Here is a 20,168-nt window from a genome sequence, read left to right as displayed (position 1 = left end):
TTTTTTTTTCCGCAGCGCGCCCTGGCGCGCATTGAAAACCAGACCTCGCGTCCATGCCACAGTTCTTCATTCACCGGCCCGTCTTTGCCTGGGTCATCGCGCTGTTCATCGTGCTGCTGGGCGTGCTCGCCATCCCGCAATTGCCGATATCGCGCTATCCCACGGTGGCGCCGCCCACGGTGAGCCTGTATGCCACCTACCCGGGCGCCACGCCCAAGACGCTCAATGATTCCGTGGTCTCGCTGATCGAGCGCGAGCTGTCCAGCGTCCGCCACCTGCTGTACTTCGAGTCCTCGGTGGACACCTCGGGCTCGGCCGAGATCAAGGCCACCTTCAAGCCCGGCACCAACCCGGAGCTGGCCCAGGTGGATGTGCAAAACCGCATCAAGGCCGTGGAGCCGCGCCTTCCGCAGGCCGTGCGCCAGAACGGGCTGCAGGTGGAGTCGGCCACGTCGAGCTTTCTGCTGCTGGTGGGCCTGATCTCGCCGGGCGGCGAGTTCGACGAGCTGGCACTCAATGACTACATGGCGCGCAACATCGTGGAGGAGCTGCGCCGCATCGAGGGCGTGGGCCGCGTGCAGCTGTTCGGTACCGAGCGCGCCATGCGCGTCTGGGTCGATCCGGCCAAGCTGATTTCCTACGGGCTGTCCATGGGCGACCTCACCCAGGCCATACAGCAGCAGAACATGCAGATCGCCCCGGGCCGCGTGGGCGATGCGCCGACCGCGCCGGGCCAGCGCGTGACCACGCCGCTGACGGTGCAGGGCCAGCTGACCTCGCCCGCGCAGTTCGCGGCCATCGTGCTGCGCGCCCATGCCGACGGCTCCCGCCTGGTGCTGGGCGACGTGGCGCGCGTGGAGCTGGGCGCGCAGTCCTATGCTTTCTCCAACCGCGAGGACGGCAAGCCCGCCACCAGCGCCGCCGTGCAGCTGTCGCCCGGTGCCAATGCCGTGCGCACGGCCGCTGCCGTGCAAAAGCGCATGGCCGAGCTGGCCTCCATCCTGCCGCAGGGCATGCAGCACACCATCTCGTTCAACACCGCGCCCTTCGTCAAGATCTCCATCGAGAAGGTGGTGCAGACCCTGGTCGAGGCCATGGTGCTGGTCTTCCTGGTGATGTACCTGTTCCTGCAGAACCTGCGCTACACGCTGATCCCGGCCATCGTGGCGCCCGTGGCGCTGCTGGGCACCTTCGCCGTGATGCTGGTGGCGGGCTTTTCCATCAACGTGCTGACCATGTTCGGCATGGTGCTGGCCATCGGCATCATCGTGGACGACGCCATCGTCGTGGTCGAGAACGTGGAGCGCCTCATGGCCGAGGAGGGCCTGTCGCCGCGCGATGCCACGCTCAAGGCCATGAAGGAGATCACGGGCGCCATCATCGGCATCACCCTGGTGCTGACGGCGGTGTTCATTCCCATGGCGTTCGCCAGCGGCTCGGTGGGCGTGATCTACCAGCAGTTCACGCTGTCCATGGCCGTGTCCATCCTGTTCTCGGCCTTCCTGGCCCTGAGCCTGACGCCGGCGCTGTGCGCCACCTTGCTCAAGCCGGTGGCGGCAGGCCACCACGAGAAGAAGGGCTTCTTCGGCTGGTTCAACCGCGGCTTCGAGCGGCTGACGAACCGCTACGAGGCCCATGTCACGGGCCTGGTCCGGCGCACGGGCCGCATGATGCTGCTGTTCGCGGCCATCGTGGCCATCCTGGTGTTTGCGCTGCGCCAGCTGCCCTCGGCCTTCCTGCCCGAGGAGGACCAGGGCTACTTCATGGCGTCCATCCAGCTGCCGGCCGATGCCACGGCCGAGCGCACGCTGGACGTGGTCAAGCGCTATGAGGAGCATGTGGCGCAGCGCCCCGGCATCGCCTCCAGCATCTCGGTGCTGGGCTTCAGCTTCGCGGGCTCGGGCCCGAACGCGGCCATGGCCTTCACCACGCTCAAGGACTGGGACCAGCGCGACGGCGCCACGGCGGGCGAGGAAGTCTCGCTCGCGCAAAAGGCCATGGAACACGCGCCCGAGGGCGCCATCATGGTGCTGCAGCCCCCGGCCATCGACGAGCTGGGCACCTCCTCGGGCTTCACCATGTACCTGCAGGATCGCACGGGCCAGGGCCATGCCGCGCTCAAGTCGGCCACCGACCAGTTGCTGGCGCTGGCCGGCAGCAGCAGCGTGCTGGGCTCGGCCTACCAGGACAGCCTGCCTTCGGGCACCAGCGTGCGGCTGGAGATCGACCGCCAAAAGGCCCAGGCCCTGGGCGTGGGCTTTGCCGCCATTAGCGAGACGCTGTCCACGGCCATGGGCTCGCTGTATGTCAACGACTTCCCCAACGCCGGGCGCATGCAGCAGGTCATCGTGCAGGCCGACGCGCCCGCGCGCATGCAGGTCGATGACGTGCTCCGGCTGAATGTGCGCAATGCCTCGGGCGGCATGGTGCCGCTGGCCGAGTTCGCCACGCCCGTGTGGTCGGAGACGCCGCTGCAGCTGGTGCGCTACCAGGGCTTCCTGGCGTCGCGCATCTCGGGCACGCCTGCGCCCGGCACCTCCAGCGGCGCGGCCATGGCCGAGATGGAGCGGCTGGCGGCCCAGCTGCCGCCCGGCTTTGCCGTGGCCTGGACCGGCCAGTCGCTGCAGGAGCGCCAGTCGGCCGCGCAGGCGCCGCTGCTCATGGCCCTGTCCATGCTGGTGGTCTTCCTGGTGCTGGCCGCGCTGTACGAGAGCTGGTCCATCCCGCTGTCGGTGATGCTGGTCGTGCCCCTGGGCCTGCTGGGCGCGGTGGCGGCCGTGCTGCTGCGCGGCATGCCCAACGATGTGTTCTTCAAGGTGGGCCTGATCACCATCATCGGCCTGTCGGCCAAGAACGCCATCCTGATCGTGGAGTTCGCCAAGCAACTGCGCGAGGAAGGCCAGGATCTGCGCGAGGCCGCCATCAAGGCCGCGCGCCTTCGGCTGCGGCCCATCCTCATGACCTCGCTGGCCTTTGCGCTGGGCGTGGTGCCGCTGATGCTGGCATCGGGCGCCAGCGCCGAGACCCAGCACGCCATCGGCACGGGCGTGTTCGGCGGCATGGTCAGCGGCACGGTGCTGGCCGTGTTCTTCGTGCCCGTCTTCTTCGTCTTCGTCCTTGAATGGCAGCGGCGCATCGCCGGGCCGCGCGGCAGCGCGCGCCGGCCGCCGCCCGCTGCCGACCCCGGAACCTGAACCATGCCTCTCTGGATCGCGCTCAACGCCCTGTGCTTTCAGGGCTGCCCGCCGGCACAGTCTTCGAACCCTTGCGCGCCATCGGCGCCTGCAGCCCCTAAGCGGCAGGCCGGGCCCACCGGACCCGAGCCGCCGCGTGCAAACGCAGGTGCGCATGCCGGCCTCCGTGGCGCCGGTGGCGCCCCCTCCGGCACGGCCAGCACGTCCGTCCCATGATTTCTATAATGGCGGCTTCGTTCGCCATTGCAGGAGGTATTCGTCCCATGCGCCATTGATGCTGCCGCTGTCCCAGCGGCCCGCTTTTCCCGACCCTGCCCACCGCACGCGCAATGCATGCAAAGCGGCAAGGAACTGCGTTGGCATCCATGAACTGCGATATGACGAATACCACGATCACGCTCGACGGCGTTTCCTGCATGCTGCCCGATGGCAGCCCCCTTTTCTCCGATCTTTCCGAAACCCTTGACCACCGCCGCACCGGCCTGGTGGGGCGCAACGGCGTGGGCAAGTCGCGGCTGGCGCGCATCCTGGCCGGGCTGGATGCGCCCTCGCAGGGCCGCTGCCTGCGCTCGGGGCAGGTGCTGTACCTGGCCCAGCGCACGGACTGGCATGACCAGCCTTCGGTGGCGGCGCTGGCCGGGCTGCAGCCCGCGCTGGAGGCGCTGGCGCGCATCGAGGGCGGCAGCTGCGATGCCCGGGACTTCGAGCGGCTGGCCGACCGCTGGGATCTGCGTCAGCGCCTGCAGGCCCAGCTGGAGCTGGCGGGCCTGGGCCATCTGCGTGCCGATACGCCAGGCCACGCCCTCAGCGGCGGCGAGGCCATGCGCGTGGCCCTGGCGGGCGCGCTGCTGTCGGGCGCCGACCACCTGGTGCTGGACGAGCCCAGCAACCACCTGGACCGCGAAAGCCGCCAGGCCCTGGCCGCGCAACTGCAGCGCTGGCCCGGTGGCCTGGTCGTGGTCAGCCATGACCGCAGTCTGCTGCAGGGCATGGAACGCATCGTGGAGCTGTCGCCGCAGGGGCTTCGCAGCTACGGCGGCGGCTACGCCTTCTATGCCGAAGCCAAGGCGCGCGAGATGGCCTCGGCGGTGCAACTGCTGGAGCAGCGCAAGCTGGAGCGCCGCCGCGAAACGCAGCAGCTGCGCGAGCAGCAGGAGCGCCAGCAGCGCCGCGAGGCACGCGGCCGCCGCCAGGGCCAGGAGGCCAACCAGGCGCGCATTCTGTTGGACCGGCAAAAGGAGCGCAGCGAGGCGTCGGCCGGCCGCCTGCGCCGCCAGCATGCAGACACGCGCGAGGCGCTGGACCAGCGCGTGCGCGAGGCGGCGCGCCAGATCGACCTGCAGGCCGGCATCCGCATGCAGGCGCCGCCACCGGCCGGTGCTCCCTGCGACGTGGTGGCGCTGCTGGACGATGTGCTGCTGCCGTTTTCGTTGTCCACGGGGCCGCGCCTGAACCTGTCTCTGTACGGCGGCCAGCGCCTGGCCGTGACCGGTCCCAACGGCTGCGGCAAGACGCGCCTGCTCGATGTGCTGTCGGGCCGCCTTGCGCCCCAGGCGGGCGAGGTGCGCCGCATGCAGGCCTGTGCCTACCTGGACCAGCGCCTGTCCCTGTTGCAGCCCGGGCGCACGGTGATGGAGCAGTTGCAGGACGCCTGCCCCGGCACCCCCGTGGATGTGTTGCGCACGCGCCTGGCCTGGCTCGGGCTGGCGGCCCGGCAGGTGGAGCAGCCTGCGGGCCGGCTCAGCGGCGGCGAGCAGCTCAAGGCCGCCCTGGCCTGCGCGCTGCATGCCGAGCCGCCCGCGCCCCTGCTCCTGCTGGACGAGCCCTGCAACCACCTGGACCTGCCTTCCCTGCAGGCGCTGGAGGCCATGCTGCGCGGCTACGCCGGCACGCTGGTCGTGGTCTCGCATGACGAGGATTTTCTGCAGGCCATCGGGCTGACCGACCGCCTGGTGTGGTCGCCGCAGGGCTGGCGAATGGAGTCCGCCTAGCTTTCCTGCGCTATCAGCGCCTGCAGCGCGCGCACATCGGTCACCAGCAGCGCCTGGCGCCCCTCCTTGCGCAGCAGGCCGCGCCGGGTGAGGGCGCCCAGCTCGCGCGTGACCTGTTCGCGGTTGGTGCTGATCTTGCTGGCCAGCACCGAGTGCGAAGGCACGGGGCTGATGAGGGCCGTGTGCTCGGGCGAGACGCCCGCCTCCCGCGCCAGGCGCAGCAGCTCCATGTGCAGGCGCGTGGGCACGCCCAGGGTGCTCAGTTCCATGACGCGGTCGGTCAGCCGCCGCACCAGGCCGGCCAGGCCTTCCATCATGCGCAGCGCGATGGCGGGCTCGCGCGCCAGCAGGGCCAGGAAGTCCTGGCGCGAGAGGCTGGCCAGCAGCGAGGATTCCAGGGTGACCACATCGGTGGAGCGGGCCTGGCCGTCAATGGCCGCCAGGTCGCCGAAGTGCTCGCCGGGCCCGTAGTCGCGGAAGCTGACCTCGCGCCCGCCCGGCGAATAGGTGGTGATGCGCACGCGCCCGCTGACCAGGAAGAACACGTCACTGCCCGTGGAGCAGCGGCTGAACACGGGCTGGCGGGCCTGCAGCGGGCGCCATTCGCAGTCGGCGGCGATGCGGTCCAGGCTGGCGCTGCCCAGGCCCTCGAACAGGGCGATGCCGCGCAGGGCGAAACTGGAGGGCTGGGTGGGGTGGGCCATGGAACCAATAGCGGGCGTAAGGTACAAAGATTCTGGATCGGCCAGGCCCGGCCTAAGTTCCTTCAAGCTGCCGTTCTTGCGGTCTTCTCCTGTCTTCTTCCGCCGTCGGGCGCATCATCGCTTTCCATGGCCCGTGTCCCTCATCCGGCTTTGCCGGCTCTGCCGTCCCTGCGCAGCCTCCACTGGTCCACCGGCCTGGTGCTGTGGACCTATGCGGCGCTGCACCTGTTCAATCACGCCCTGGGCCTGGTCTCGCTGGGCACGGCCGAGGCCGTGCGCGAGCTGGTCCACGGCGTGTGGCGATCCCTGCCCGGCAGCCTGCTGCTCTACGGCGCGCTGGCCGTGCACATGGGGCTGGCGCTGCAGGCGCTGGCGCGGCGGCGCAGCCTGCGCATGCCGGCGCTGGAGGCCGTGCGGCTGCTGCTGGGACTGGGCCTGCCGCTGCTGCTGGCCCTGCACGTGCCGGCCACGCGGCTGGCACAGGAGGCCTGGGGCGTGGACCCCTCGTATGCGCGCATCGTGCGTTCTTCCTGGAATCCGTCCAGCATGGCCATCCAGCTGCTGCTGATGACGGCCGCGTGGACCCATGGCTGCATGGGCCTGCACATGGCCCTGCGCGCGCGCGGCTGGTGGCGGCGCTGGCAGCCGCTGCTGCTCACGGCCGCCGTGCTGCTGCCCGTGCTGGCGGCGCTGGGTATCGTCTCCATGGCGCGCGAGATCGCGGCGGCCGGCCTGCCAGCGCCGGCCGGCCCCTCGCCCGAGGCATCGCAGTGGCTGCGCGCGTTGACGACCGGGCTGCGCCAGGGCTGGCTGGCCTGCCTGGCCGCGCTGCTGGCCGGCCCCTGGCTGTGGCGGCGCATGCGCCTGCGCGGCGCCCGCCAGGTGCTGCTGCACTATCCGGGCCGCACCGTGCAGGTGGCCCAGGGCATGAGCGTGCTCGAAGCCAGCCGCGAGCATGGCATTGCCCATTTGTCGCTGTGCGGCGGCAGGGCGCGTTGCTCCACCTGCCGGGTGCGCGTGTCCGGCCCGGCGGCCCACCTGCCTGCGCCGGGGCGGGACGAGCGCCTCACGCTGGAGCGCGTGGGCGCGCCGCAGGACGTGCGGCTGGCCTGCCAGCTGCGGCCCACGGGCGATGTGCAGGTGGCGCCGCTGTTCCGCTCGCCGGCAGCCGCCCAGGCGGGGCGGGGTGACGGGCAGCGCGAGGTCCGCGAAGTGCGCGCGGTGGCCATCCTGTTCGTGGACCTGCGCCGCTGGTCGGGCCTTGCCGAGCGGCAATGGCCCGTGGACCTGTCCTGGGTGCTGGACCAGTATTTCGAGCGCGTGGGCCAGGCCGTGCTCGACAGCGGCGGCATGGCCAACCAGTTCATCGGCGACAGCGTGATGGCCATCTTCGGCCTGGATACCGACCTGGACACGGCCTGCCGCCAGGCCGTGCAGGCCAGCGCCCTCATCGACCGGCGCATGCAGGAATGGAGCCACACCTTCGAGGCGCAGTTCGGCCAGCCGGTGGATTTCGGCATGGGCCTGCATGCGGGGCGCGCCGCCGTGGGGCGCGTGGGCTTCGAGCACACCACCACCTTCACGGCCGTGGGCGAGGTGGTCAACACGGCCAGCCGCCTGCAGGAATACACCAAGAGCGCCCAGGCCCGGCTGGTGCTGTCGCTGGAGGTGGCGCGCCGCGCGGGCGTGGCCGATGGCCTGGGCGAAGTCCGGCAGGTGCAGGTGCGCGGGCGCTCCGAGCCCCTGCAGGCTCTGCATGTGGCGCGGCCCGGCCTGCAGTGGCCCTGAGCGTGGATGGTGGGCGTGGACGGTGAGCGCGGGAACCGGAGAGTTTGCGCAAAGCTGTGCGTTTAGGCACTGACGTGCAGGCGGGCGAAGACGAGACTGCAGCCATGCAGAACGCAATCACGCGCTGCAGGATTTGACAAAGGATTCGCCATGAAGCACGCAAAGACCCTCTTCGCCATCGTTTCCCTTTCCTCCGCCTTGTGGTCGGGCATGGCCTCGGCCGCACCGGCCGCCACGGTATCTGCAGAAACCTGGTTCGGCGCCGAGCCCGTCGCCTCCGGCCCCGCGCTGTCGCGCGCCGAAGTGCAGGCCGACCTGGCGCTGTGGAACCGCGCCGGCCTCAACGTCTACCGCGAGTCCGACGTGAACCACTGGGATGCCGACTACCAGCAGCGCCTGGCCCGGTACCAGCGCATGCGCAGCGGCCCCGAGTACCTGGCCGAAGTGCAGCGCCTGGGCGGCTCGGTGAAGGCGGCCGAAGGCCAGGGTTCCGGCCGTGTCCCGGGCTGATGCGATGACGCGCGCCGCCACGCATCGCGCTGCCCACGCCGCAGCATCGCCCTGGGCCGACTTCGCACCGCTGCTGGCCCGGGTGCTGCTGAGCCTGCTGTTCATCTACAGCGGCATCGGCAAGCTGATGGGGCCGGAGGGCACCATGGCCTATATCGCCAAGGCGGGCCTGCCGCTGCCCATGCTGTCGTATGCCATGGCGCTGGTGGTGGAGCTGGGCGTGGCCACGGCCCTGCTGCTGGGCTGGCGCACCCGCGAGGCCGCGGCCGTGATGGCCGTGTTCAGCGTCATGTCGGCGCTGATGTTCCACAACCAGTTCGGCGACAAGGGCCAACTGGTGCAGTTCCTGAAGAACCTGGCGATCGCCGGGGGATTCGTGCAACTGATGCTGGCGCCCGTGGCGCGCTGGAGCCTGGACGCGCGGCGTTGAATGCGAGCCAGTGTTGTGCGCTGAACACCGCCAATGAAACCGGCGCTGCCCAAAGCCGGGGACACCGAGGAAGGGCAGCCCCGCACCGAGGGTGTCGTCCCCCTCCCGCGTAGCGAGAGAGGGGGAAGGCGCGAAGCGCCTCAGGGGGTGTCTATTGTTTTCACACCTTGATGCCCTTCTCAGCCAGGCGTCGGGCGTAGGCGGCGAGGATCAGCCGCTCCGAATGCACCAGGTAGTCATTGAGCGCGGCAGCGGCCTCGGCCGGCTTGCCGTCCTCGAATTGCTGCAGGATGCGCGCATTCATGTCCACATAGGGGGCATGCAGGAAGTGCGGGTCGCGCAGCAGGCCGAAGGCCAGCCGCAGCTCGGCCAGCAGGTGCTCGAACATGGTGTCCAGGCGCTCGCTGTCGGCCAGTTGCACCACGGCCTTGTGGAAACTCATGTTGGCCGTGCCCACGCCCGACCAGTCCTGCGCCTCGCGGTGGCGCTGTGCCGCTTCCACGGCTTCGCGCATCAGGCTGCGAGCCGGGTGCATGGGATAGGCCTGGGCCAGCGCCTGGCACTCCACCATGCGGCGCACGCGGTAGATGTCGATGATGGAGGCAATGCTGGGCGCCGCCACCGACACGCCCTTGTTGGGCTCGTGCACCAGCAGCCCCTCCTTGGTCAGCAGCCGGAAGGCCTCGCGCAGCGTGTTGCGCGAGATCTGCAGGCTTTCGCTGAGTGAGGCCTCCGACAGCTTTTGCCCGGGCTCCCAGGCACCATCGATGAGTTTGCTGCGCAGCTGCTCGGTCACGCGGTCGGTCAGGTTGAGGATGTCGGTGCTGCGGGTCATGGTGGTCGGGATGCAAGGGCCAGAGCGCAGTGTAGCCAGCGCCGGGCCGGTCGCCGGTTTCGTGCAGTGCTCAGGTGGGGTGTTGCAGCCTGGCGAAGGCCTGCAGCGTGCTGTCCACGGCGGCATCGTCGATATGGCGGTGCGTGACCAGGCGCAGCAGGCCGGCGCTGCCCGTGCGCACCAGCACGCCGGCCTGGGCCAGGCGTGCTTGCCACAGGCGCGCTTCGGCCGCGCTGGTGTCAACGCGAACCTGGACGATGTTGGTCTGCGGCAGTTCGGCCGCGCACCAAGCCGGGTCGATGGCGCGCAGGCCCTGGTGCAGGCGGCAGGCGCGCGCATGGTCGTCGGCCAGGCGCTCGACCATGTGCTCCAGCGCCACCAGCCCTGCCGCCGCAATCACGCCGGCCTGGCGCAGGGTGCCGCCGAGCATGCGCCGTATGGTGCGCGCCCGCGCGATGAAGTCGGCCGGCCCCATGAGCACCGAGCCCACGGGCGCTGACAGCCCCTTGGACAGGCAGACGGTGACCGAGTCCGTGTGCGCAGCCATCTCGCGGCAGGACAGGCCCAGTGCCACGGCGGCATTGAACAGGCGCGCGCCATCGGTGTGCACGGGCACGCCATGGCGGCAGGCCAGCGCATGCACGGCGGCCAGCGCCTGGGGCCCGGCGACGGTGCCGCCCCGCGCATTGTGCGTGTTCTCCACGGCCACCACTGCGCTGGGGCAGCGTGCGGAGATGGCGGTGTCCAGCGCCGCCTCCAGCGCGGGCAGGGCGATCAGGCCGCCGTCGCCGGCCAGGCTGCGGTAGTGCATGCCGGTCAGGCCCGCGGCGGCGCGCTCGGCGTTCAGCAGATGGCTGCCGGCCTCGGCCAGCACTTCGCCGGGCATGCGGCCATGGGCGAGCACGGCCACCAGATTGCCCATGGTGCCGCTGACCACGAACAGGCCCGCAGCCTTGCCGAAGCGCTGGGCTGCGGTCTTCTCGAGCGTGCGCACGGTCGGGTCGCCGTCCAGGCCGTCATCGCCCAGCGGGGCGCGGGCCATGGCTTCGAGCATCTGCGGCGTGGGGCGCGTGACGGTATCGCTGCGCAGGTCGATGGCGTCGGGAAGAGGGTGCAGGCTGGACATCAGTCGGCCTTGATGTTGCGTTCCTTGACGACGCGCGCCCAACGCGCCGCGTCGGTCTCCATCTGGGCGCCGAACTCTGCCGCAGTGCGGGGCGTCAGCTCCAGCCCCAGGGACTGCAGCTTGGCCTGCAGCGTGGGCGTGGCCATGGCGCGGGCCACGGCATCGTGCAGCGTGGTCTGGATGCCGGAGGGCAAACCGGCAGGCCCCAGCAGGCCGAACCAGTGCAGCACGGTCAGGCCGCGCACGCCGCTTTCGCCCAGCGTGGGAACCTGGGGGAGGGCCGGCGAGCGTTGGGCGCTGGTGGTGGCCAGGGCGCGCAGCGCACCGCTTCGGATATGCGGGATCACGGTGGGTGCCGAGGCGAACATGCTCTCGGTATGCCCGGCAACCACATCGGCAATGGCCTGCCCAGAGCCCTTGTAGGGGATGTGGGTGATGAAGGTGCCGGTCTGCTGCTTGAACAGCTCACCCGCCAGATGCGTGGCCGTGCTCGTGCCGCCCGATGCAAGGTTGAGCCGGCCCGGCTGCGCCTTGGCCAGGGCCACGAATTGCTTCACGCTCTGCGCCTTGAAATTCGGGTTGACGGCCAGCACCAGCGGCGATGATCCGATCAGGGCCACGGGCGTGAAGTCCTTGAGCGCGTCGTAGGGCGTCTTGTACAGGCTGGGCGTGATGGTGTGCGGCATGTCGGCCATCAGCAGCGTGTAGCCGTCAGGCGCGGCCCGCGCCACCATTTCTGCGCCCAGCATGGCCGAGGCCCCGGGCCTGTTGTCCACGACCACGGGCTGGCCCAGTTCACGCGACAGTTCCGTGCCCAGCGCGCGGGCGATGTTGTCCGAGCCGCCACCGGCCGTGTAGGGAACGATGATGCGCACGGGCTGCGCCGGCCATTTCTGCGCCGGCGCAAGGCCGGGCAGGGCAGCGGCGGCCAGGATGAGCAGGCGGCGTGGCACACCGCGGTGGGAAGCGCAGGGCACAAGGCGGTGGCGTTCGGCAGGCATGGCGAGAACTCCTTGGTGCGGCGAGAGAAAGAGACCATCGCGGCCCGGCCCGCAAGCCGCCACCGGCATCAACCGATGAAGCGCCCCGCGTTGCCCAGCACGCCCAGGTCGATGAAGCTGGAGCCCACATGCGGCGGCTGGCCGCTGTAGTCGATCACAAAGCCGCCCATGTCCCAGTTGCGCATGCCGGCCAGCGCCGAGCGCAGCCTGGCCTGGGTGGGGTCGCGGCCGGCGCGTTCCAGGCCCTCGGCCAGCACGCGTGCATTCACATAGGCTTCCAGCGAGCCCATGGAGAACTCCTGCTGGCCGTGGGCGCGCAGGGCCGATTGGTAGTCGCGCACCAGTTGCAGCCGGCCCTGATGGGGCGCGGGGACGACCATGGTCATGGCAAGGCCCCGGGCGTCGTCGCCCAGCGGCTTGAGGCTGTCGTTGGGCAAGGTCACGCTCAGGCCCGTGAGCAGCACGCCGGGCACGCTTTTGCGCAGGCCGCGCACCATCGCGACCGACACCGTGCCGGCCGTGGCCAGCAACACGGCGGACGGACGGGCCGCATGCACTTTGTTCAACACTTCGGCCAGGTTCGTGCCATCGGTGGCAATGGCCGCCTGTACGGAGGGGGCCATCTTCCCGGCTTCCAGTGCGCGTGTGGCGTCTTCCAGTATTTCCCGGCCGTAGGCGTTGTCCAGGTAGACGATGCCGATGCCCTTGAGGCCCATGCCTGCAAGCCGCTGTATCAGTCTGTGGACCTCATTGGTGTAGCTGGCCCGGACATGGAAGACGTTGCGCGCGCCCTTGCGCAGCGACGAGGCGCCCGTGATCGGCGCCACGTAGGGAACGCCAGCCTCTTCGATCAGCGGAATGATGGCCGCATTGTTGGGCGTGCCGTTGCACGACAGCAGGGCGAAGGCCGTGCCCTTGGACAGCATCTGCCGCACGTTGTCGGCCGAGCGCTGGGGCACATAGCCATCGTCCACGATCTGCAGCTGCAGCGTGCGGCCGTGAATTCCGCCGCGGGCATTGATCTGCGCCATGGCCGCTTCCGTGCCCAGCTTGATGTCGGTGCCGTATGCGGCCAGCGGGCCGCTCAGTGACACCGTGGAGCCGATGGTGATGGCTTTGGCGGACAGGCCGGCCTCGTCGGCAAAGGCATTGCGCACGAAGGCCGGCGCCAGGGCCGGGACCGCTGCGATGGCCGCAGCGCGGGGAACCAGGGAAACAATCTGACGGCGTCGCATGGATTCAGGGCTCGGGCAAGGTGGTTTGGGAGCAGGAAGGGCCATTCACGACGCCTGCCGCGCATGCGCCCCGCGCTGGGAGCGCGGCCCATTGTAGGAGGCGGCCTTTCCGCAGGCGATACCGGCGCAGGGGCATTGTTGCATTCATGTCTTCTATCGGTATTCAATCATCGATAGTTTTACTGACTTTGGCAAGAACCCCGTCAGTGCACATTGCGTAGGCAGGTATATGCGGGTTTGTACTATCAGTATGCGTTGATTGTCTTAATCACAATTCGTTTCTGTAAGACAAATTACTAGTTTTGTTGAACAAAACCAGGTCGGCAGCGCACTCCTTGCCACCGGGTTGGGCATGCGGGGTGGCTCGACGGCCGTCGCGCACCGGGGGTGTGAAGGGGGAATCAACATGCTGACTGACGTCAATCTCTGGCCGCTTATCGGGGTGGCCATCATCGTTGCGGGCTTCGTGCTGCGCTTCAATCCCATGCTGGTCGTGATCGTCACGGCCATCGGCACGGCACTGGCGGCGGGCTTTCCCGTCGACAAGGTGCTGGCCACCATCGGCACGGGCTTCATCAAGACGCGCAACCTGCCGCTGATCATCCTGCTGCCGCTGGCCGTGATCGGCCTGCTGGAGCGCCATGGCCTGCGCCAGCATGCGCAGAACTGGATCAGCTCTATCAAGTCGGCCACCGCTGGCCGCCTGCTCATCGTCTACCTGGCGGCGCGCCAGCTGACGGCCGCCGTGGGCCTGACCAGCCTGGGCGGGCATCCGCAGATGGTGCGTCCGCTGCTGGCGCCCATGGCCGAAGGCGCGACCCAGTCGCGCTTCGGCATCCTGCCCGCCAAGGTGCGTGACAAGCTGCGCGCCTACTCGGCCGCCACGGACAACGTGGGCCTGTTCTTCGGCGAGGACATCTTCGTGGCCTTCGGCGCCATCGTGCTGATGACCACCTTCCTGAAGGAAGCCGGCATCGAGGTCGAGCCCATCCACGTCGCGCTGTGGGGCATTCCCACGGCCATCTGCGCCTTCGTGATCCACGCCTGGCGCCTGGGTCGCCTGGACCGCATGCTCGAGCGCGAGCTGACCCAGTACAAGGCGGGCGTCGCAGCCGACGCGGCCAATGCCAACGCCACCCAAGCCAAGGGAGCCTGAAATGACGCTGACCATCCAACACCTGTACTACCTGGTCGGCTTCGTCCTGGCCGTCACGGCCGTGATGACGCTGCGCGATGCCAGCAATCCCAAGCGCTGGTCCAGCGGCCTGTTCTGGGCGCTGTATGCGGCCGTCTTCCTGGTGGGTCATGAGCTGCCCCCCATGGTGGTGGGCGTGATCGCCGTGGCCATGGCGCTGATCGCCGGCTTCGGCGGCGTGGGCAGCGGCCGCCACGCGCCGCGCAGCGATGCCGAATACCTGGCCAGCGCCAAGCGCCTGGGCAACAAGCTGTTCGTGCCGGCCCTGGCGATTCCGCTGATTACCATGGTCGGCACGTTGAGCGCCTCGCACCTGGTCTTCGGCGGAACGCCCCTGCTGGACCCCAAGGCCACCACGCTGGTGAGCCTGGGCGTGGGCTGCGTGCTGGCGCTGGGCCTGGCCTGCTGGCTGACCCGCGAGACGCCGGCCCAGGGCATGCGCGAATCGCGCCGCCTGACCGATGCGCTGGGCTGGGCCCTGGTGCTGCCCCAGATGCTGGGCATGCTGGGCCTGGTGTTCTCGGACGCCGGCGTGGGCAAGGCCGTGGCCTATGTGACCACCACCTATATCAACATGGACATCCGCTTCGTGGCCGTGGCTGTCTACGTGCTCGGCATGGCGCTGTTCACGGTGGTGATGGGCAATGGCTTCGCGGCCTTCCCGGTGATGACGGGCGGCGTGGGCGTGCCCATTCTGGTGGGCGTCTACCATGGCGACCCGGCCGTGATGGCGGCCATCGGCATGCTCTCGGGCTACTGCGGCACCCTGCTGACGCCCATGGCGGCCAACTTCAACCTGGTGCCCGCCGCGCTGCTGGAGATCGACAAGAATGCCGTGATCCGCGCCCAGGTGCCCACGGCCCTGGCCCTGCTGACGGCCAACGTCTTCCTCATGTATTTCCTGATGTTCCGTTAAAGGACGGACTGTTGCCATGACCGATTCCACTTCCCCGCGCATCCTGGTGACCGGCTTCGAGCCGTTCGAGCAGGACCCTGTCAATCCCTCGTGGGAAGTGGCGCGTGCCCTGCATGGCGAGATCGTGGAGGGCGCCACCGTCCACGGCCTGCAGCTGCGCTGCGTGTTCGGCGAATCGCTGCGCCAGCTGCAGGAGGCGCTTGCGCAGCTGCAGCCGGTGCTGGTCATCAGCCTGGGCCTGGCCGGCGGCCGCAGCGAGTTCACGCCCGAGCGCGTGGCCATCAATATCGACGACGCCCGCATTCCCGACCATGCGGCGCGCCAGCCCGTGGACCAGGTGGTGATCCCGGGCGCGCCCGCCGCCTACTTTTCCACGCTGCCCATCAAGGCCGTGGTGCACAACCTGCGTGCGCGGGGCATTCCGTCTTCCGTTTCCAACACGGCGGGCACCTTTGTCTGCAACCACGTGTTTTTCGCGCTCATGCACTGGCTGGCCCAGGGCAAGGCTGCGCCGGGTGCGCGGGGCGGCTTCATCCATGTGCCGGCCCTGCCTGAGCAGGCAGCGCGCAAGCCGGGCATGCCCAGCATGTCGCTGGCCGACCAGGTGGCTGCCGTGCGCGAGACCATCCGCACGGCCCTGACCGTGTCCCAGGATCTGAAGGAAAACGCCGGCCAGCTGCACTGAACCCCGTGCACCGAGTCCGGCGAGGAGAGAACGATGAAAATTGACCTGAACAGTGATCTTGGCGAGAGCCTGGGCGGATGGCGCATGGGCGACGACGCCGCCATGCTCGATATCGTCAGCAGCGCCAACGTGGCCTGCGGATTCCATGCCGGCGACCCGGCAGGCATCCTGGAGACGCTCAAGGCCGCCCGCGCGCGCGGCGCCATCGTCGGCGCCCATGTGTCCTATCCCGACCTGGTCGGCTTCGGCCGGCGCAACATGGACGTGGCCAGCGCCGACCTGGTGGCCGGCGTCATCTACCAGATCGGCGCGCTGCAGGGCCTGGCCCGCGTGGCTGGCACCGAGGTGCGCTACGTCAAGCCGCACGGCGCGCTCTACAACACCATCGCCCACGACAGGCGCCAGGCCACCGACGTGATCACGGCCATGCGCGCCATCGACCCCAGCCTGGTGCTGGTGGCGCTGGCCGGCTCGCCCCTGATCGACTGGGCGCGCGACGCAGGCCTGACCGTGGTGGCCGAGGCCTTTGCCGACCGGGGCTACACGCCCGAGGGCACCCTGGTCTCGCGCCGCGATCCGGGCGCCGTGCTGCACGACGTGGACCAGATCGCCGCGCGCATGCTCATGCTGGTGCGCGAAGGGGTGGTCGAGGCCGTGGACGGCAGCCCCGTGCGCATTGCCGCCGACTCCATCTGCGTGCATGGCGACAGCCCGGGAGCCGTGGCCATCGCACGCCATCTGCGCGAGCGTTTCGAGCAGGAGGGCGTGCGCATTTCCTCCTTCGCGGGTTGAGGAGTGGCCATGCGCTTTCTACCTGTCAACCGCCAGGCCCTGCTGGTGGAGCTGGCCGACCTGGATGAAACCCTGGCCCTGCTGGGCTCGCTGCAGCGCGAGCCCATCGCCGGCGTGCAGGAGCTGGTGCCGGCCGCGCGCACCGTGCTTGTGCAGTTCACCCCCGCCCAGGTGGGCGTGGCCGAGCTGGTGAACCGCATCGCCGCGCGTGACCTGAGCCAGCGCGCCGAGCGCAGCGATGTGCTGGTCGAAATCCCCGTGCACTACGACGGCGAGGACCTGGCCGATGTGGCGCAGCTGCTGGGCATCACGCCCGAGGAAGTCGTGCGCCGCCACACGGGCAGTGAATACGCCGTGGCCTTCACGGGCTTTGCGCCCGGCTTTGCCTACCTCAGCGGGGGCGATCCGATCTTCAACGTGCCGCGCCGCACCACGCCGCGCACGCGCGTGCCGGCCGGCTCGGTGGCGCTGGGCGGCACGTTCAGCGCCGTCTATCCCCAGGCCAGCCCGGGCGGCTGGCAACTGATAGGCCGCACCTCGGCGCGCATGTGGGACCTTGCGCGCGAGCTGCCTGCGCTGCTGCAGCCCGGCTACCGCGTGCGCTTTGTCGATGCCGCAGGCATGGAGCAGGCGGATGCCGAACCTGCGCCCGCTGTCGTGCAGGCCGAACTGCCCGAGGGCAACGCGCTGCGCGTCAAGGCCACCGGGCTGATGACGCTGTTCCAGGACCGGGGCCGCCTGGGCCAGGCCGGGCAGGGCGTCTCGGCCTCGGGCGCCATGGACCAGGCAGCCTTCAAGGCCGCCAACCGCCTTGTCGGCAATGCCAGCGACCTGGCCGTGCTGGAGACCGTGGGCGGTGGCCTGTCGCTGCAAAGCCAGGGCGAGACCGTGGTCGCCATCACGGGCGCCGATGCGCCCCTGACCGTGACCACCGGGTCCGGCCAGCGCTGGAGCGTGCCGCGCTACCAGGCCGTGGCCCTGGCCGATGGCGACCAGTTGACCGTGGGCCAGCCCATGGCCGGCGCGCGCTGCTATGTGGCCGTGCGCGGCGGCTTTGCCGTCACGCCCGTGCTGGGCAGCGCCTGCACCGACACCCTGGCGAATGTCGGCCCAGCCGCCCTGGCCGTGGGCCAGATCCTGCCCGTGCGGGCTGCGGACCGCACGGCCGTGTCCGCACCCGAGCTGCCGCCCGAGTCCCTGCCCATCGCCGGGCAGGACGTGGTGCTGGACGTGGAACTGGGCCCGCGCACCGACTGGTTCACGCCCGATGCCGTGGCCCTGCTGGCCGCGCAGCGCTGGCAGGTCACGCCGCAGTCCAACCGCGTGGGCCTGCGCGTGGCGGGCGAGCAGCCCCTGGAGCGCGCCGTGGCCGGCGAGCTGCCCAGCGAAGGCACGCCGCTGGGCGCCATCCAGGTACCCCCCAGCGGCCAGCCCGTGCTGTTCCTGGCCGACCATCCGCTGACGGGCGGCTATCCCGTCATCGGCTGCGTGGCGCCGCACCACCTGGATCTGGCCGGCCAGATTCCCGTGGGCGCCTGGATCCGCTTCAACCCCATTCGCGCCTTCGAGGAATATTCCCCCGGCGCGCAAGGCGCCCAGCGCCTGCAGAACAATTGAAGGTATTGCGATGAAAAAAGTCCTGATTGCCAACCGTGGCGAGATCGCCGTCCGCATCGCCCGCGCCTGCGCCGACTACGGCGTGAAGTCCGTGGCCGTCTACGCCGATGCCGACATCGACGCCCTGCACGTGCGCATGGCCGACGAGGCCTATGGCCTGGACGGCGAGCGCCCGGCCGACACCTACCTGAACATCGCCAAGCTCATCGCCATCGCGCACAAGAGCGGCGCCGACGCCGTGCACCCCGGCTACGGCTTCTTATCCGAAAGCGAAGCCTTTGCGCGCGCCGTGCTGAATGCGGGCCTGCGCTGGATCGGCCCCACGCCCGAGACCATCGCCAAGCTCGGCGACAAGGTCGAGGCGCGCAAGATCGCCCTGCAGGTCGGCGCTCCCCTGGTGGCCGGCACGCCCGACCCTGTCAAGGATGCCGGCGAAGTGCTGGCCTTTGCCCAGCAGCACGGCCTGCCCATCATCATCAAGGCCGCCTTCGGCGGCGGCGGGCGCGGCATGAAGATCGCGTGGCGCATGGACGAGGTCGAGGAACTCTTTCACTCGGCCGTGCGCGAGGCCGTCACCGCCTTCGGCCGCGGCGAATGCTTTGTCGAGCAATTCCTGGACCGCCCCCGCCACATCGAGGCCCAGGTGCTGGCCGACACCCACGGCAACGTGGTCGTGCTGGGCACGCGCGACTGCTCGCTGCAGCGGCGCAACCAAAAGCTGGTGGAAGAGGCCCCGGCGCCCTTCCTCAGCGACGATCAGCGCGCCCGCATCCACAGCTCCGCACGCGACATCTGCGCGGCGGCCGGCTACGTCAGCGCGGGCACGGTGGAATTCCTGCTGAGCCAGAGCGGCGCCATCTCCTTCCTCGAAGTCAACACGCGCCTGCAGGTCGAGCACCCTGTGACCGAGCAGACCACGGGCGTGGACCTGGTGATCGAGCAGCTGCGCGTGGCCGATGGCCTTCCCCTGTCCATCACCGAAACCCCGGCGCCGCTGGGTCACTCCATCGAATTCCGCATCAACGCCGAAGACGTGGGCCGCGGTTTCCTGCCCACGCCCGGCCCCGTGGTGCGGTTCGACCCGCCCTCGGGCCCCGGCGTGCGCCTGGACACGGGCGTTCAGTCCGGCTCGGTCGTGCCCGGCAGCTTCGACTCGCTGATGGCCAAGCTCATCGTCAGCGGCGCCACCCGTGAACAGGCCCTGGCCCGCGCACGCCGCGCCCTGGCCGAGTTCCGCATCGAAGGCCTGTCCTCCGTCCTGCCCTTCCACCGCGCCGTCATCGGCCATGCCGACTTCGTGGGCAACGACGGCTTCAAGGTCCACACGCGCTGGATCGAATCCGACTTCGCCGAACCCCTGGCCGCCGCCGTGCGCGCCGAGCCGCTGCCCGACGCCAGCCTGGTGCGCTGCGCGGTCGAGATCGACGGGCGACGGGTGTCGCTGGGCCTGCCTGCGGTGCTGCTGCAGGGGCTGGCATCGGCGGGCGGCGGTGTGGCTGCCGCGCCGGCTGCCGAATCTGCAGTGGACCCCGCTGCCGTCACCTCACCCATTGCAGGCAATCTGCATGCGTGGAAGGTGGCCGATGGCGACACCGTCCAGGAGGGCGATGTGATTGCCGTCATGGAGGCCATGAAGATGGAGATGCAGGTGACTGCGCATCGCAGTGGGGTGGTGGCTTTGGTGGCTGAGGCGGGGAAGGCGCAGGTGCTGGGGGCTGTGATTGCTCGGATTGGCTGATTTCTGGTTGACCTGTTTTTGATTCTGTTGTGCCTCTGGGGGCAGAGGCCGGGTCTCGCCCCGGCAGGCGACCCACTTTCTTATCGCGCGACCGGAGTGCCGGCCATAAGAAAGTAGGCAAAGAAGCGCGCCCCGAACTGCCCACGACCCTTCGCTTCGCTGCGGGCGACCTGCGTTGGGCAGAAGGGGGGGAGGCTGGGGTAGCCAACAGCCAACAGCCAACAGCCAACAGCCAACAGCAAAATGCCAAAGGCCAGAAATGCAAACAGCCGACGCGCCACCGCTGCGCTCGGCTGTTTTCTCATAGAGGCCGAGCGAAGCGACGGCCCGGGCAAACTCCCCGTATGTCCGCGCCTGCGGCGTGGTGGTTGCGGGGTTGCAGTCCTGCCGAAGGACAGGACTGCTTCGTCA

Annotated in this window: 16 protein-coding genes; 11 read left to right on the top strand and 5 right to left on the bottom strand. The window is 69.7% G+C overall.

Annotation, left to right across the window (positions count from 1 at the left end):
• Window positions 1-53 precede the first annotated feature (53 nt).
• The gene (locus ACF8LI_RS23335) at window positions 54-3,194 is read left to right on the top strand and encodes a multidrug efflux RND transporter permease subunit (RefSeq protein WP_392414350.1); all 3,141 of its coding nucleotides are present in this window, start codon (window positions 54-56) and stop codon (window positions 3,192-3,194) included.
• A gap of 365 nt (window positions 3,195-3,559) precedes the next feature.
• Window positions 3,560-5,185 carry an ABC-F family ATP-binding cassette domain-containing protein gene (locus ACF8LI_RS23330; RefSeq protein ID WP_392414349.1) on the top strand — a complete coding sequence of 542 codons (1,626 nt, stop codon included), beginning with the start codon at window positions 3,560-3,562 and terminating at the stop codon, window positions 5,183-5,185.
• Here ACF8LI_RS23330 and ACF8LI_RS23325 read toward each other — a convergent pair.
• On the bottom strand, window positions 5,182-5,889 hold the full coding sequence (locus tag ACF8LI_RS23325) for a Crp/Fnr family transcriptional regulator (RefSeq protein ID WP_099752885.1): 708 nt from the start codon (window positions 5,887-5,889) through the stop codon (window positions 5,182-5,184). The two genes, ACF8LI_RS23330 and ACF8LI_RS23325, sit on opposite strands and share 4 nt — an antisense overlap.
• A gap of 126 nt (window positions 5,890-6,015) precedes the next feature.
• Here ACF8LI_RS23325 and ACF8LI_RS23320 point away from each other — a divergent pair, with 126 nt between their 5' ends.
• The 3 genes from ACF8LI_RS23320 (at window position 6,016) to ACF8LI_RS23310 (ending at window position 8,617) form a co-directional block, all read left to right on the top strand.
• A complete protein-coding gene (locus ACF8LI_RS23320) occupies window positions 6,016-7,677 on the top strand; it encodes an adenylate/guanylate cyclase domain-containing protein (protein WP_392414348.1) in 1,662 nt (553 codons plus the stop codon).
• 150 nt (window positions 7,678-7,827) lie between these two features.
• Complete coding sequence (locus ACF8LI_RS23315; RefSeq protein ID WP_099732774.1) at window positions 7,828-8,187, top strand: DUF4148 domain-containing protein; 360 nt, start codon at window positions 7,828-7,830, stop codon at window positions 8,185-8,187.
• Window positions 8,174-8,617, top strand: a complete 444-nt coding sequence (locus tag ACF8LI_RS23310; RefSeq protein ID WP_227468487.1) for a DoxX family protein — start codon at window positions 8,174-8,176, stop codon at window positions 8,615-8,617. Before ACF8LI_RS23315 ends, ACF8LI_RS23310 begins: the two co-directional genes overlap by 14 nt.
• A gap of 160 nt (window positions 8,618-8,777) precedes the next feature.
• Here the strand turns inward: ACF8LI_RS23310 and ACF8LI_RS23305 are convergent, their stop codons facing one another.
• The 4 genes from ACF8LI_RS23305 to ACF8LI_RS23290 all read right to left on the bottom strand — a co-directional run bounded on the left by ACF8LI_RS23305 (window position 8,778) and on the right by ACF8LI_RS23290 (window position 12,814).
• Window positions 8,778-9,452: a GntR family transcriptional regulator gene (locus ACF8LI_RS23305; RefSeq protein ID WP_012207532.1), complete on the bottom strand. Its 675-nt coding sequence runs from the start codon at window positions 9,450-9,452 to the stop codon at window positions 8,778-8,780.
• A gap of 70 nt (window positions 9,453-9,522) precedes the next feature.
• On the bottom strand, window positions 9,523-10,578 hold the full coding sequence (locus ACF8LI_RS23300; protein WP_392414347.1) for a threonine aldolase family protein: 1,056 nt from the start codon (window positions 10,576-10,578) through the stop codon (window positions 9,523-9,525).
• Window positions 10,578-11,579 (bottom strand): tripartite tricarboxylate transporter substrate binding protein, encoded by a 1,002-nt coding sequence (locus ACF8LI_RS23295; protein WP_392414346.1) that lies wholly within the window; start codon window positions 11,577-11,579, stop codon window positions 10,578-10,580. The genes ACF8LI_RS23300 and ACF8LI_RS23295 overlap by 1 nt, the downstream gene beginning before the upstream one ends.
• A 68-nt stretch (window positions 11,580-11,647) precedes the next feature.
• Entirely contained in the window at window positions 11,648-12,814 is a 1,167-nt protein-coding gene (locus tag ACF8LI_RS23290) for an ABC transporter substrate-binding protein (protein ID WP_392414345.1), read from the bottom strand.
• Between the two features lie 406 nt (window positions 12,815-13,220).
• Between ACF8LI_RS23290 and ACF8LI_RS23285 the strand changes: the two genes are divergently transcribed.
• The 6 genes from ACF8LI_RS23285 to ACF8LI_RS23260 are packed head-to-tail and all read left to right on the top strand — an operon-like array spanning window position 13,221 to window position 19,757.
• The gene (locus ACF8LI_RS23285; protein WP_392414344.1) at window positions 13,221-13,970 is read left to right on the top strand and encodes a DUF969 domain-containing protein; all 750 of its coding nucleotides are present in this window, start codon (window positions 13,221-13,223) and stop codon (window positions 13,968-13,970) included.
• A gap of 1 nt (window position 13,971) precedes the next feature.
• Window positions 13,972-14,925 carry a DUF979 domain-containing protein gene (locus ACF8LI_RS23280; protein WP_016454392.1) on the top strand — a complete coding sequence of 318 codons (954 nt, stop codon included), beginning with the start codon at window positions 13,972-13,974 and terminating at the stop codon, window positions 14,923-14,925.
• Window positions 14,926-14,941: 16 nt separating this feature from the next.
• The gene (pcp, locus tag ACF8LI_RS23275) at window positions 14,942-15,610 is read left to right on the top strand and encodes a pyroglutamyl-peptidase I (RefSeq protein ID WP_016454391.1); all 669 of its coding nucleotides are present in this window, start codon (window positions 14,942-14,944) and stop codon (window positions 15,608-15,610) included.
• A gap of 33 nt (window positions 15,611-15,643) precedes the next feature.
• On the top strand, window positions 15,644-16,402 hold the full coding sequence (locus tag ACF8LI_RS23270) for a LamB/YcsF family protein (protein WP_016454390.1): 759 nt from the start codon (window positions 15,644-15,646) through the stop codon (window positions 16,400-16,402).
• 9 nt (window positions 16,403-16,411) lie between these two features.
• A complete protein-coding gene (locus ACF8LI_RS23265; RefSeq protein WP_392414343.1) occupies window positions 16,412-18,019 on the top strand; it encodes a carboxyltransferase domain-containing protein in 1,608 nt (535 codons plus the stop codon).
• 10 nt (window positions 18,020-18,029) lie between these two features.
• Entirely contained in the window at window positions 18,030-19,757 is a 1,728-nt protein-coding gene (locus tag ACF8LI_RS23260) for an acetyl/propionyl/methylcrotonyl-CoA carboxylase subunit alpha (protein ID WP_392414342.1), read from the top strand.
• Window positions 19,758-20,168: the final 411 nt, after the last annotated feature.

This window comes from Delftia sp. WSY_12 (genome assembly GCF_043104645.1).
GTDB classification, from domain to species: domain Bacteria; phylum Pseudomonadota; class Gammaproteobacteria; order Burkholderiales; family Burkholderiaceae_C; genus Comamonas; species Comamonas tsuruhatensis.
The sequence above is the reverse complement of the archived record's forward strand: the minus strand, read 5'-3'. Positions and strand labels throughout refer to the sequence as shown.

Coding starts and splice junctions, on each gene's coding strand:
- ACF8LI_RS23335 (WP_392414350.1), top strand. CDS start 54: ATGCCACAGTTCTTCATTCACCGGCCCGTCTTTGCCTGGGTCATCGCG.
- ACF8LI_RS23330 (WP_392414349.1), top strand. CDS start 3,560: ATGAACTGCGATATGACGAATACCACGATCACGCTCGACGGCGTTTCC.
- ACF8LI_RS23325 (WP_099752885.1), bottom strand. CDS start 5,889: ATGGCCCACCCCACCCAGCCCTCCAGTTTCGCCCTGCGCGGCATCGCC.
- ACF8LI_RS23320 (WP_392414348.1), top strand. CDS start 6,016: ATGGCCCGTGTCCCTCATCCGGCTTTGCCGGCTCTGCCGTCCCTGCGC.
- ACF8LI_RS23315 (WP_099732774.1), top strand. CDS start 7,828: ATGAAGCACGCAAAGACCCTCTTCGCCATCGTTTCCCTTTCCTCCGCC.
- ACF8LI_RS23305 (WP_012207532.1), bottom strand. CDS start 9,452: ATGACCCGCAGCACCGACATCCTCAACCTGACCGACCGCGTGACCGAG.
- ACF8LI_RS23300 (WP_392414347.1), bottom strand. CDS start 10,578: ATGTCCAGCCTGCACCCTCTTCCCGACGCCATCGACCTGCGCAGCGAT.
- ACF8LI_RS23295 (WP_392414346.1), bottom strand. CDS start 11,579: ATGCCTGCCGAACGCCACCGCCTTGTGCCCTGCGCTTCCCACCGCGGT.
- ACF8LI_RS23290 (WP_392414345.1), bottom strand. CDS start 12,814: ATGCGACGCCGTCAGATTGTTTCCCTGGTTCCCCGCGCTGCGGCCATC.
- ACF8LI_RS23285 (WP_392414344.1), top strand. CDS start 13,221: ATGCTGACTGACGTCAATCTCTGGCCGCTTATCGGGGTGGCCATCATC.
- ACF8LI_RS23280 (WP_016454392.1), top strand. CDS start 13,972: ATGACGCTGACCATCCAACACCTGTACTACCTGGTCGGCTTCGTCCTG.
- pcp (WP_016454391.1), top strand. CDS start 14,942: ATGACCGATTCCACTTCCCCGCGCATCCTGGTGACCGGCTTCGAGCCG.
- ACF8LI_RS23270 (WP_016454390.1), top strand. CDS start 15,644: ATGAAAATTGACCTGAACAGTGATCTTGGCGAGAGCCTGGGCGGATGG.
- ACF8LI_RS23265 (WP_392414343.1), top strand. CDS start 16,412: ATGCGCTTTCTACCTGTCAACCGCCAGGCCCTGCTGGTGGAGCTGGCC.
- ACF8LI_RS23260 (WP_392414342.1), top strand. CDS start 18,030: ATGAAAAAAGTCCTGATTGCCAACCGTGGCGAGATCGCCGTCCGCATC.